At 61.1% G+C, this 12,469-nt stretch carries 8 protein-coding genes and 1 other RNA gene; 1 reads left to right on the forward strand and 8 read right to left on the reverse strand.

Translation table 11 applies throughout. The features are described from left to right. The first annotated feature begins 20 nt into the window (after positions 1-20). The gene (locus tag HX801_RS24635) at positions 21-884 is read left to right on the forward strand and encodes a LysR family transcriptional regulator (protein WP_003219067.1); all 864 of its coding nucleotides are present in this window, start codon (positions 21-23) and stop codon (positions 882-884) included. A 39-nt stretch (positions 885-923) separates the two neighbouring features. Here HX801_RS24635 and HX801_RS24640 read toward each other — a convergent pair whose 3' ends face one another. From HX801_RS24640 to HX801_RS24675, 8 genes are all read right to left on the reverse strand, one after another. Beyond that, positions 924-1,538 (reverse strand): hypothetical protein, encoded by a 615-nt coding sequence (locus HX801_RS24640; protein WP_177022907.1) that lies wholly within the window; start codon positions 1,536-1,538, stop codon positions 924-926. A gap of 1 nt (position 1,539) precedes the next feature. Further along, on the reverse strand, positions 1,540-2,586 hold the full coding sequence (locus tag HX801_RS24645; RefSeq protein ID WP_087694832.1) for an N-acetylmuramidase family protein: 1,047 nt from the start codon (positions 2,584-2,586) through the stop codon (positions 1,540-1,542). 311 nt (positions 2,587-2,897) lie between these two features. Continuing rightward, positions 2,898-2,994, reverse strand: an RNA gene (gene ffs / locus HX801_RS24650) — signal recognition particle sRNA small type. Between the two features lie 132 nt (positions 2,995-3,126). Further along, a complete protein-coding gene (locus HX801_RS24655; protein WP_177022908.1) occupies positions 3,127-4,290 on the reverse strand; it encodes a putative zinc-binding metallopeptidase in 1,164 nt (387 codons plus the stop codon). 221 nt (positions 4,291-4,511) lie between these two features. Further along, positions 4,512-6,869: an NAD-dependent DNA ligase LigA gene (ligA, locus tag HX801_RS24660; protein WP_177022909.1), complete on the reverse strand. Its 2,358-nt coding sequence runs from the start codon at positions 6,867-6,869 to the stop codon at positions 4,512-4,514. Positions 6,870-6,956: 87 nt separating this feature from the next. After that, complete coding sequence (gene zipA / locus HX801_RS24665) at positions 6,957-7,808, reverse strand: cell division protein ZipA (protein ID WP_003219080.1); 852 nt, start codon at positions 7,806-7,808, stop codon at positions 6,957-6,959. A 259-nt stretch (positions 7,809-8,067) separates the two neighbouring features. After that, the gene (gene smc / locus HX801_RS24670; protein ID WP_003219082.1) at positions 8,068-11,556 is read right to left on the reverse strand and encodes a chromosome segregation protein SMC; all 3,489 of its coding nucleotides are present in this window, start codon (positions 11,554-11,556) and stop codon (positions 8,068-8,070) included. Between the two features lie 2 nt (positions 11,557-11,558). After that, positions 11,559-12,218, reverse strand: coding sequence for a GntR family transcriptional regulator (locus HX801_RS24675; protein WP_003219085.1), 660 nt, complete (start codon positions 12,216-12,218; stop codon positions 11,559-11,561). Positions 12,219-12,469 lie beyond the last annotated feature (251 nt).

Here is a 12,469-nt window from a genome sequence, read left to right on the forward strand (position 1 = left end):
GTAATCACTGGAACTGAGCGATGGAACTGGCCCAACTGAAAATGGTGAAAGCCGTGGCACAAACCGGCAGCGTGGCCCAGGCCGCCCTGCAACTGCACTGCGTGCCGTCCAACATCACCACACGCATCAAGCAACTGGAAAGCGAGTTGGGTACCCCGCTGTTCATTCGCGCCGGGCGCGGGTTGGCGATCAGTGCCGCAGGGGAAGTGTTTCTCGACTACTGCGAGCGCATCCTCGCGCTGGTGGAAGAGTCCAAGCGTGCCGTCGACAGCAACGCGATTCCCCGCGGCAAGCTGCGCATCGGCGCAGTGGAATCCAGCGCCAGTGGCCGCCTGCCGCCGCTGCTGGCCGAATACCATCGACGTTATCCACAAGTGGAGCTGGAACTGGTGACCGGCGCCTGGGCGCAGTTACTCGATGACCTGCAACATCACCGCATCGACGCCGCGCTGGTGGCCGCCGGCGGCAAACGCCCGAAGCTCGAACAAAGCGTGGTCTACAGCGAGCGCCTGGTGCTGATTACCAGCGCCTCCAGCGCACCCATCGAGGACGCCCGGGACCTGGCCGGCCGCACGCTGCTGGTGTGGCCGCCAGGCTGCCCGTATCGCGCAGCCCTGGAGAACTGGCTCAAGCCCCACGACATCAAGCCTGCCATCGCAAGTTATGCCAGTTGGGGCACGATCATTGGCTGCGTCAGCGCGGGGATTGGCGTGGCACTGGCGCCGGAAGGCATCCTGGCGCGCTACGAGCAGGCCAACCAATTGACGTCCTACCGCTTCGACGAATTGGCGGCGGTGGATAACCTGCTGTTCTGGCACAAGGACACCCAACGCCACCTGGCGCGGGATGCCTTTGCGGGGCTGTTGCGGGAGACTTTCGGCTAACCGGTTTTCGCCCCGCTACGCGCGGGCGCAGCAGCATCTTCAGCCTTTTGCGGGGACCAGCCTGGCGTACTGGTCCTGGCTGATCCAGCCCTTGGAAGAGCGGCCTTCGCCATTGATGAACTCGACCTGGGCCCAGCCATCCTTAAACGCCAGTACCGCGACCACATCGTCCTTGACCACGTAGGCACGATGGCTGGCCTTGGCGTCCGGGGTCTTCTGCAGGAAGGCCTTGTCGGACGAAACGGTCACCAGGCCAATCCATTTCTTGGCAGTGGTTTGGGTCAGGTCCAGGCCGGTGGCAATTTCCGGCATCAACACGTTGATGCAGCCGGGATGTTCGCGGCCCTTCTCCACGGTCAGCATCACACCGTCCGAGGAAGCCGCGACGGTACCCGGATAGGCCTCATCCAGCCATGTCGACACCGATGCCTTCGCACCGTCGACCTTGCCCTGCAGGAAGAACGTGCACGAGCGGGTCACGCCCTCGCCCATTTCCTCGGCATAAAACCCCTCCACCTGATGCTCGGGCGTCACGGCCAGCATCAGCCCTTCGTACTTGCCCGAGTGCAGCGTAGCGGCAAACGCCGGCGCACCTGCAGCAACACACACGAAAGAGGCAACCAGCAATCGGGACACGCAACGTTTGAACGGCATTCTATTTTTTCCCTTCAAGTGCTTCGTAGGCTTTTTTGATGCGTTGGTCATAGTCGCCATAATCCTTGCCGTTATAGTTCAGCGCCATGGCGGCGTAATCCTTGTTCTTCATGGCCTTGACCAGGGCCGGGCTCTGGCTGCAAAAACCAAGGAAGGCCTTTAGTTGATGCCCGGCATTAATTTTCATGGCCACCACAAATTCAAACACCGTTTTATAACCGCATGCCGTGAAGTTGGAGCCCATAATCTGAAACATGCCCCAGGAGGCCGACTTCAAGGCCGCTTCCTGATCCAGCGCAAAGGCGGTGGCCATGGTTTCCCAGGCCTTGGTCTGGTCCTTGTTATTGGCCTTCCACTGGGGCCCGGCCTTCTTCACGTAGGGGTACGACAACAGCGGGTGGGTCTGGTCGTATTTACTCTTGGTGTACTTGCGAAAATGGTGCCCTTCAAAGGCGATCACCGGCAACTTGGCCGGGCCGAACCCGGAGCGCCCGCCCGACTCCACCGTGGCGAAGGCCTTGATGATATTGACGGAAATGCCGTTACCCAACTGCGTGGCAGCGTTCTGGAAGTCCGTATCCGTCAGCGTCGTACCTCCGTCGCACGTGGCCTGGAGCATCATCTGCCGGTTGCGCCGCTCGGCCTCGATCATTGCCCGCATGCGGTCCAGATAGTGGTCGACCGTGGCCTGGACCATGTCCGCGCCGGTGTTGCCGAACACATTGAGGAACGTCGGAATACGCAGGGTCGGGTTCGGCTTGACCGGCACCTTCACCGCTTCTTCGATCAGGCTATTGAAGGTGCGCCCGGTAGGGTCGATGACACCATCGGGATGCGCGTATTTGAGGTGGCGGAACTGATACTGGCTGATGCACTGCACCAACTGGCCGTCGCATTTGCCATTTTCCGCCAGGGGGAAACCCAACTTGGGAATGATCAAGTTGAATAAATACTGGATGCATTGAACATCGGCGGGCAAGTTGCGGGCTTTGCCCGGCGCACCGACGGAAGCGCTGATGAGAGTGGGCAACCCTTGCAGGCTTTTCATTACCGACATCCTTGTTAGTTGGGGTGAATGAGCAATAAAGCGCCATCACTTTAATATCATCCATGCATTGACGACATATCTTGAAATATGTGACTGGCGCAAACTAGCAAGGCCTGTAGACGCTGTCCAGAAGGGATGCTTGAAGTTGTGAAAGAGTCCTCACGGTCGTTTGGCAGCGCGATTGCTGTCGGGCGTGCGAAGGATTTTCCGAAAGACGAACAGCAGAAATCGCTTCGCAGTTGACGATTGTCAGCGAAGGGTTTCATACGCGTATTTTTTTGAATCAAGGAGGGGTGGCGTTATGGAGGCAACCCCACCAGCCACACCCCGGCACACAATGTTCCCGCTGTGGCTGCTGCCTTCCGGCTCTGACCAGGTTCACGGGTAATCGTTGCGGGGGGACCGATGGGGTCACCATAACGACGCTCGCCTCTCGGCAAGCCGCGCCATTGTACCGATCTCATCGGAAGTTACAACCGTTGGCGCGGGATTAAAAATATCTGATGGTTCAAGTACTTGGCTGCAGGAGCAAGCTTGCTCCTACAAAAGCACGACCTCGTCCGCCCGACCGCCCTCTTGCTGGATCACCAGGTGAATGAAGTGCAGCTTGGCAATCACCGCCGGCGGCAGGACGAACGGATAGAAATCCGGCTGGCCCATGCTGCGGGACAGTTCGTTGAGCATGCCGGCCAGTTCGATCCACGCATTGACGAATGACAGGAACGCCGTGCCGCCGGGATGCCCGGGGTCGTAGAGGGTGCTGAGGGGGAACGGCTGGTAATCCAGGTCCATCTCCCGGGCGCTCATGCCGAAGCCCAGCGCGGTGTCGACGGCGTCCATCATGTGCAGGTAATGCGCCCAGGTTTCCGCCCAGTCTTCCCACGGGTGCATGGTGGCGTAGGCGCTGACGCAGGTTTGCTGCCAGTCCGGGCGCGGGCCGTTCTGGTAGTGCTGCTCCAGGGCGTCGGCGTAGCTGGCGCGCTCGTCACCGAACAGCGTGCGGAACGGCTCCAGCCAATGGCTGTTGGCGATCAGGCGGTCCCAGTAGTAATGGCCGACCTCGTGACGGAAGTGACCGAGCAAGGTGCGGTAAGGCTCGCGCATCTGTACGCGAATTTTCTCACGGTGGGCGTCGTCGGCTTCCTTGATGTCGAGGGTGATCAGGCCATCGGCGTGGCCGGTGGTGGGCGCGTTGCCTTCCAGGTCGATGCCGACAAAATCGAAGGCCAGGCCGGTGTCTTCATCGACCGTCTTGGGAATCACCTGCAAGCCCAGGCTGATGAGTTGGGCCACCAGACGACGCTTGGCGGTTTCGACCTTGCGCCAGCGTTCGGGGTTTTCGGGGATCGACAGGTCGGGAATGGTGCGGTTCAGGCTGCAGGCCACGCACAAGACCTGGCCGTTGTCGGCGGGCAGCAGCCAGTTGCAGGCGGCCGGCGTGTCAAGGTTGGCGCAGCGGCGAAAGGCACCGGCTTCAGGGTCGGCGTCCAGCAGCCAGGTATCGGCATACGGGCCGGGCTGCAGGGAGGACAGGCGACTCTGCTCCGGCTGATAGCCCAGCAGCGCCGAACAGGCCAGGCACTGGCTGTTGCGAAAGAACAGGGACTGCCCACAGCGACACTGCCAGACCTTGCTGTTGCGCGAGGTCTCGGCCATGAACGGTGCGGCAATACGCGAACTGAGTTGCTCGAAGAAGCGGTACATGGCGATCTCTCCCAGGGCTGCCCAAGACTAGATCATGGTTACGAGCTGATCGTTCCAGTTTTTTATTGGCGGCTTATTACTTGTGGCGAGGGGGCTTGTCCCCCGTTGGGCTGCAAAGCAGCCCCAGTAAGGTCAGCCGGTTCTTTCAGCTAGAACTCGATAGCGGGTTCTGGGGCCGCTGCGCAGCCCAACGGGGGACAAGCCCCCTCACCACAAAAGCATCAGACTGTGATGTTGTGCTTGGCCAAAAATGCCACGAACGCCTCTTCATCCAGCACTTTCAAGCCCAGCTCAGTGGCCTTGGCCAGCTTCGAACCCGCGCCCGGCCCGGCGACCACGCAATGGGTTTTCGCCGACACCGAGCCCGCCACCTTGGCGCCCAGGCTTTCGAGTTTTTCCTTGGCAACATCGCGGCTCATCAGTTCCAGGGAGCCGGTGAGCACCCAGGTGTGACCGGCCTCGGGCAAGCCTTCGACGACTTTCTTCTCACTCTGCCAGTGCATGCCGAAGTCCTTGAGCTGTTGCTCGATGGCCAGCGCGCGCCGGGCGTTTTCTTCAATATCAAAAAAGTCCCGGACGGCCTTGGCCTGCTTCTCGGGCAACGCCTGGCGCATGTCGAGCCAGTCGGCCTTGATCACGCCTTCGAGGGAGCCGAATTTGTCGGCGAGTTTCTGCGCGGCGCCCGGGCCCACGGACGGCACGTGCAGCTTGTCGAGCAAGCCGCCCAACGTGGTGCTGGCCGCAAACTCGGCGCTCAGGTCGCCCTGTTCCTGCAACTCCAGGCCGCACTCCTCCCTGGAGAGCAAGGCGCCGATCACGTCCTGGTTATGGCTGTCTTCAAAGAAGCTGTGAATCTCGTGGGCCACTTCCAGGCCAACGTCCGGCAAGTACGTCAGCACTTCCGGCAAGGCCTGCTGCACGCGCTCCAGGGATGCCAGCGAGCGCGCCAGCACCTTGGCCGTCTCCTCGCCCACATCGGGAATGCCCAGAGCGTAGATAAACCGTGCGAGGGTTGGCGTCTTGCTGTTTTCAATAGAGGCAATCAGCTTCTTGCTGGAAACGTCGGCAAAACCTTCCAGGTCGATGATCTGTTCGTACTTGAGCTTGTAGAGATCCGCCGGCGAGCCGATGAGTTTTTCGTCCACCAGTTGCTCGATGGTCTTGTCGCCCAGGCCATCGATGTCCATGGCCCGGCGCGAAACGAAATGGATGATCGCCTGCTTGAGCTGCGCACCACAGGCCAGGCGCCCGACGCAGCGGTACACCGCGCCTTCACTGACGGTTTCCTTGCCCTTGCTGCGCTTGACCAGTTGGGTACGCTCAACGTGGGAGCCGCACACCGGGCAACTCTCGGGGATCTGCACCGCGCGGGCGTTTTCCGGGCGACGCTCGGTGACAACCGACACCACCTGCGGAATCACATCACCGGCACGGCGGATGATCACCGTGTCGCCGATCATCAGGCCCAGGCGTGCCACCTCGTCCATGTTGTGCAGTGTGGCGTTGGACACGGTCACACCCGCGACCTTGACCGGCTTCAAGCGTGCCACGGGTGTCACAGCGCCGGTGCGGCCGACCTGGAATTCAACGTCAAGCAGCTCGGTCAGCTCTTCCATGGCCGGGAATTTATGGGCAATTGCCCAGCGCGGCTCGCGGGCACGAAAGCCCAGCTCCCGCTGGTAGGCAATGCTGTTGACCTTGAACACCACGCCGTCGATTTCATAGGGCAAGGCGTTGCGGCGCTCACCGATATCGCGGTAGTAGTCGAGGCAATCCTGAATCCCCTTGGCCAGCTTCAGCTCATGGCTGATGGGCATGCCCCACTTCTTCAGCTGTTGCAGGTTGCCGATGTGGGTGTCGCTGATATCCGTGGTCACGCCATAGCAGCAGAACTCCAGCGGACGGCTGGCGGTGATCTTCGAGTCCAGCTGACGCAGGCTACCCGCCGCCGCGTTGCGCGGGTTGGCGAAGGTCTTGCCGCCAACTTCCAGCTGGGTGGCGTTCAGCCGCTCGAAACCGGCCTTGGACATGAATACTTCGCCGCGCACTTCGAGGGTCGCCGGCCAGCCGGTGCCGTGCAGTTTCAAAGGAATGTTGCGTACGGTACGCACGTTGACGCTGATGTCTTCGCCAGTGGTGCCATCGCCGCGGGTGGCGCCACGCACCAGCTCACCGTCCTGATACAGCAGGCTGACCGCCAGGCCATCGAGCTTCGGCTCACAGCTGTATTCCACCGCCGCGCCGCCGCCAAACAAGTCTCCCACCGGCAGATCCAGGCCTTCGGTCACCCGGCGATCAAATTCCAGCATGGTACTTTCATCGAAGGCGTTGCCGAGGCTGAGCATCGGGATTTCGTGGCGTACCTGAGTGAACGCAGACAATGCCGCACTGCCGACCCGCTGCGTCGGTGAATCACGGGTTACCAGCTCCGGGTGCTCGGCTTCAAGCGCCTTGAGCTCGTGGAACAAACGGTCGTACTCGGCGTCCGGAATGCTCGGCTCGTCGAGGACGTGGTAACGGTAGTTGTGCTGATCCAGTTCAGCGCGCAGTTCGAGGATGCGGGTGTGGGCGGCGGTCATGGGTGTTCTCTCATAAAGCAAAAGAGCAGCCGAAGCTGCTCAATATGTTAGTGCATGGATTCTACAGGCAACGCTTAAGCTTGGACCTCAGCGCTTCTGTGTCAGGGCACGACGCTCGAATTCGACGATGCGCTGACGGTAATGCTCGATGGTCTGGGCGGTCAGGACGCTGCGTTGATCGTCCTTGAGTTCGCCGTTGAGTTCCTGGGACAGCTTGCGAGCTGCCGCCACCATCACGTCGAACGCTTGTTTCGGGTGACGCGGGCCTGGCAAGCCGAGGAAGAAACTCACCGCCGGAGTGCTGAAATGGTCGATGTCGTCCAGATCGAAGATGCCCGGCTTGACCGCATTGGCCATGGAGAACAGGACTTCGCCGTTGCCGGCCATGCTTTCGTGGCGATGGAAAATATCCATCTCGCCAAAGCGCAGGCCGCTTTCCAGAATATTCTGCAGCAGGGCCGGGCCCTTGAAGCCGGCGGCGTCACGGCAGATCACGCTGATCACCAGCACCTCTTCGGCAGCTGGCTGGTCCTTGACGGATTCTTTATGGGCGCTCTTGGCCGGGGACTCATCCGGGAAGTCGTCATCACGGCTGCTGAAGCTCGGGCCTTCTTCCAGGTCCAGGTTCAGGTCGCCCTGGGATGGCTCGCTGGCCGCGCTGCGCTTGCCGCGCTTGGGTTCACGGGCTTCACGCACCGGTGCGCTCATCGACGGCAGGTCGTGCTCGTCCAGGTGCGGTTCTTTATGGTTGTCCAGGACACGCGGTGGCCCCAGCAGCTCGGCGCTGCCGTCGTCGTCCGGCAAATTGGACAGGTTGCGGTCCAGGCGAAATTTCAACTTGCCCTTGCCGCCACGCATCCGGCGCCAGCCATCAAAAAGAATACCGGCAATGACAATAATGCCGATGACGATCAGCCACTCGCGCAGACCGATTTCCATGTAATCCCGTGCCTCTAATAAAAAATGCTGAAAAATAAGGGGTTTAGCACCGTGCAAACCGCTTTAAAACGTGGCGCCAACTCTATGTTCTGAATGACGTTTTGCCCACGCATACGAAAATTTGACATTAAACTAGCACGACCAAAGATAACTTTACACCGTCTGTCAAAATGCCTTGAACAAATATGTCCATTTGCCACTTTTCCCAGACCGGTAAATCACCTTACGTCCTGCTGAAAATCCTCCTTCGACCTGCGGCTCAGGATTCCACCAGCGCCATCGCCTCTTCGACATCCACCGCCACCAATCGCGAACAGCCCGGCTCGTGCATCGTCACGCCCATCAATTGATCGGCCATTTCCATGGCGATCTTGTTGTGGGTGATATAGATGAACTGCACCGTCTGGGACATCTCTTTAACCAGTCGGGCGTACCGTCCAACGTTAGCGTCATCCAGCGGGGCGTCAACTTCGTCGAGCATGCAAAACGGCGCCGGGTTCAACTTGAAGATCGCAAATACCAGGGCCAATGCGGTCAGTGCCTTCTCGCCACCAGACAACAAATGGATGGTGCTGTTCTTCTTGCCCGGAGGCCGCGCCATGATCGTTACCCCTGTATCGAGTAGATCTTCGCCCGTCAGTTCCAAGTAAGCGCTGCCACCACCGAAAACTTTCGGGAATAACGCCTGTAAACCGCCATTAATCTGATCAAAGGTATCTTTGAAGCGATTACGGGTTTCCTTGTCGATCTTGCGGATCACGTTTTCCAGGGTGTCCAGCGCTTCGACAAGATCGGCGTTCTGCGCATCCAGATAACGTTTGCGCTCGGACTGCTGCTGGTACTCGTCGATGGCCGCGAGGTTGATCGCGCCGAGTCGTTGAATGCGCGCGGCAATCCGCTCAAGTTCTTCTTCGGCTTCTTTCTCGTTGGCCTCGGCGGTCAGGGTATTGAGCACGCCGTGCAGGTCGTAGCCGTCTTCCAGCAACTGGTCTTGCAGGGTTTTGCGGCGCACCGTCAGGGCCTGCCATTCCATGCGCTGCTGTTCGAGCTGGCCCCGGATCAGTTGCGACTGTTGCTCGGCCTGGGTCCGGCGTTTTTCTGCGTCGCGCAGTTCGCGGTCGGCGTCTTCCAGGGCGATCTGGGCGGTCTTGAGCTCTTCGTCGACGGTCATGCGCTTGTCGAGCAACTCTTCAAGCTTCAGGCGCAGCTCTTCCAGCGGGGCCTCGCCCTCCTCCAGGTTGAGGCTCAATTGCTCGCGTTTTTCGGTCAGGCGTTCGGACTGCATTTCCAGGCGCTCAAGGGCCTGGCGCGTGGAGTCGTGCTGCGCCCGCAGGGAGCCGAGGCGCACGGCCAATTGATGGGCGTGATCCTTGTGCTGGCGAGCTTCCTGGCGCACCCGATCGAGGCGCTCGCGCAAGCTGTCGCGCTGGGCCAGCAGCAGCTCGCGTTGCTCGGTGTCCAGGGCCATGCTGTCGAGGGCTTCCTGCAATTGCAGGCGTGCTTCGCCGACTTGTTCGTGTTCGAGGGCGCGTTGCTCGCCCATCTCGGCCACTTCTTCGTCGAGCCGGGTGCGGCGCAGGGTCAGTTGCTCGACCTTGGCCTTGCTCGCCGAGAGCTGGGCTTTCAATTCACCCTGCTGGCGCGCTTCGTCCTGCAACAGCCGGCGCAGGTGTTCGCGGCCGGTCTCTTGCTGGCGCTGGGTGGCGCGCAGGGTTTGCAGCTGGTTTTCCAGGGACTCGAGTGTGGCTTCGCGCTCTTCGCGCTCGGCGGTCAGGTTGACGATTTCCTGGCCACGGGCCAATACGCCGCTTTCCGCTTCGCTGGCGCGCCGTACCCGCAAAAAGTGCCGGCCGACCCAAAAGCCATCACGGCTGATCAGGCTTTGCCCGGCGGCCAACTGCCCGCGCTGGGCCAGGGCCTGCTCAAGGCTGTCGACCGGCTTGACCTGGCCGAGCCACGGCGACAGGTCAATCGCCGCCTCCACTTTATCCAGCAGGCTGCCCGGCACGCGAGTGCCGTCCGCCGCCGGGCTGAGCAAACGCAGATCGCCCTGGGCAAAACCCGCCAGGTCAAACCCGCCAAAATCATCCACCAGCACCGCTTGCAGGTCGGCGCCGAGCACGGTTTCCACCGCCAGCTCCCAACCGGCTTCAACCTTCAGGCCTTCGGCCAGGCGCGGACGCTCGGCCAGGTGTTGGTCACGCAGCCATTCAGCCGTGCCGGTGCCCGGATCAAGCGCCGCTTGCTGCAAGGCTTCCAGGGAAGCCAACCGGCCGTTGAGCCGCTGCAAATCGCCCTGGGCCTGCTGCTGTGCCTGGGTCGCCTGCTGCAGTTGCTGACGCAATTGCTCGAGGCGCTCCACTTGTTGTTCTTCGCTGGCTTCCAGCTCTTCCAGCGTCATTTCGCTTTCGGCGAGTTTCTCGCTCAGTTCGAGGATCGCTGCATCTTCCGGGTCGGCAGCGAGCAGCACGCGCTCTTCCACCAGGCGCCGCTGACGCTCGGCCAGGCGCTCCATGCTGGTTTCCAGTTGCTGGATGCGTGACTGCTGCACCTCAGCCTGGCGGCGCGGCTCGGCAGATTGCAGGTTGAACGTGTCCCACTGCTCCTGCCAGGCGTGCATGGTGGTTTCGGATTCTTCCAGGGCCGCAGCGGCTTCCTCGGCAGCGGCGCTGGTGACTTCCTGCTCAGGGGTGAGCATGTCCAGCTCCTCCCCGAGGGTCAGCAGCAAGGTGCGGTCGTGGCCCAGGTGCGATTCGGTTTCCAGGCGCGCACGCTCGGCTTCTTTCAAGTCGTCCTGCAACTGGCGCAAACGCTGCTGGCCGTGCTGGATGCTCTGCTCGACCCGGGCGATATCGCCGCCCACCGAATAGAAGCGCCCCTGCACCAGATTGAAGCGCTCGGACAGGTCATGGTGACCGTCCCGCAGGCGTTCGATGCTGGCGTCGGCATTGCGCTGCTCGGCCACCAGGGCTTCGAAGCTGATTTCCTGGGTGCCGATGATTGCTTCGCGCTGGCCCACCTGGTCATTCAACGCCTGCCAGCGCAGGGCCGACAGTTGCGCCTTGAGCTGACGCTCCTCGCCCTTGTATTCCTGATACTTCTCGGCGGCCTGGGCCTGGCGGTGCAGGCGCTCCAGCTGGCGCTCCAGCTCTTCACGCAGGTCAGTCAGGCGGGCAAGGTTTTCATGGGTACGGCGGATACGGTTTTCGGTCTCGCGGCGGCGCTCCTTGTACTTGGAGATGCCGGCCGCTTCCTCGATAAAGTTACGCAGGTCTTCGGGCTTGGCTTCGATCAGCTTGGAGATCATCCCCTGTTCGATGATCGAATAGCTGCGCGGGCCCAGGCCGGTACCGAGGAAGATGTCGGTGATGTCCCGGCGGCGACACTTGGTGCCGTTGAGGAAGTAGCTGTTCTGGCTGTCGCGGGTCACTTTGCGGCGAATGGAGATTTCCGCATAGGCCGCGTACTCGCCCACCAGGGTGCCGTCGGAATTGTCGAACACCAGTTCGATGCTGGCCTGGCTCACCGGCTTGCGGCTGGTGGAGCCGTTAAAGATGACGTCGGTCATCGACTCGCCACGCAGGTTTTTTGCGGAGCTCTCGCCCATCACCCAGCGTACGGCGTCGATGATGTTCGACTTGCCGCAGCCATTGGGCCCGACCACTGCCGCCATGTTACTGGGGAAGTTCACCGTGGTCGGGTCGACGAAGGATTTGAACCCCGCCAGTTTGATGCACTTGAGCCGCACGCTTAGGCTTCCGCCAACGCAGCAATGACCAGCGAGCAACTGCGCTCGCCGTAGGCCGAGAGCACCAGGCGAATCTGCGGCAGGTCACGGGCCAGCACGGCGGCGAGCAATTGCTCGAACAGCACCAGGTACTCGCTCATGGACGCCTTGCGCTGATCCAGCGCCAGGTAATAGGCGCGGTTCATCGCCGGCTGCAGGTTCTCGACGGTTTCCTGCAGGTACGGGTTGTTGGCGAACGGATAGGCGGCACGCATCACGTTGAAGCTCTCTTCAACGAAGGCGCGGATGTCCTGGCGTTCGAAGCTGGCGATCAGGCGCTGCTGGATTTGCACGAACGGCGCCATGTCGGCCTGGGTCTGCCAGCCGGCGGCGACCGCATTGCCCAGCAGGATGTACAGCTCGCCCATCAGCGTGCACAGGCTTTGCACCTTGTGGGCCGTCAGCTCGGTGACGTGGGCGCCACGGCGCGGCAGGATCGCAATCAGGTGCCGGCGCTCGAGGATCAGCAAGGCTTCGCGCACGGAACCACGACTGACATTCAGCGCCAGTGTGACCTTCTGCTCCTGGATCCGCTCCCCAGGCTTGAGATCGCCGCGAATGATACGTTCGGCGAGGTGGTGAGCGATTTGCTCGGCAAGACTATCCGGCGCCTTGAACGTCATGTTTTCCCTTCAAAATCTTCTATCGGTACAAGCGCGGCAGTGTAGCGCACTTGCCGGTTGATGGCGTACGGCCCACAGAGCGGAATTTGGCATGAAATAAGCAGCCATTAAAGTCCAGAAGCCCCCAAAAACGGCGGCTCCAGAGAACTGGACCATAATTAAGGATGTTGATATCGCATTTTCTTGACCTTTCGGTCAGAAAATCGTTGACCGAAAAGTCAGACATGACTAGATTCGGCGCAAAGCGGTTA

Source organism: Pseudomonas sp. G1002 (assembly GCF_013385455.1).
Lineage (GTDB): Bacteria > Pseudomonadota > Gammaproteobacteria > Pseudomonadales > Pseudomonadaceae > Aquipseudomonas.

What these genes read in the sequence shown, in the direction of transcription:
- HX801_RS24635 (WP_003219067.1), top strand. Translation starts at nt 21, where the DNA reads ATGGAACTGGCCCAACTGAAAATGGTGAAAGCCGTGGCACAAACCGGC.
- HX801_RS24640 (WP_177022907.1), bottom strand. Translation starts at nt 1,538, where the DNA reads ATGCCGTTCAAACGTTGCGTGTCCCGATTGCTGGTTGCCTCTTTCGTG.
- HX801_RS24645 (WP_087694832.1), bottom strand. Translation starts at nt 2,586, where the DNA reads ATGAAAAGCCTGCAAGGGTTGCCCACTCTCATCAGCGCTTCCGTCGGT.
- HX801_RS24655 (WP_177022908.1), bottom strand. Translation starts at nt 4,290, where the DNA reads ATGTACCGCTTCTTCGAGCAACTCAGTTCGCGTATTGCCGCACCGTTC.
- ligA (WP_177022909.1), bottom strand. Translation starts at nt 6,869, where the DNA reads ATGACCGCCGCCCACACCCGCATCCTCGAACTGCGCGCTGAACTGGAT.
- zipA (WP_003219080.1), bottom strand. Translation starts at nt 7,808, where the DNA reads ATGGAAATCGGTCTGCGCGAGTGGCTGATCGTCATCGGCATTATTGTC.
- HX801_RS24675 (WP_003219085.1), bottom strand. Translation starts at nt 12,218, where the DNA reads ATGACGTTCAAGGCGCCGGATAGTCTTGCCGAGCAAATCGCTCACCAC.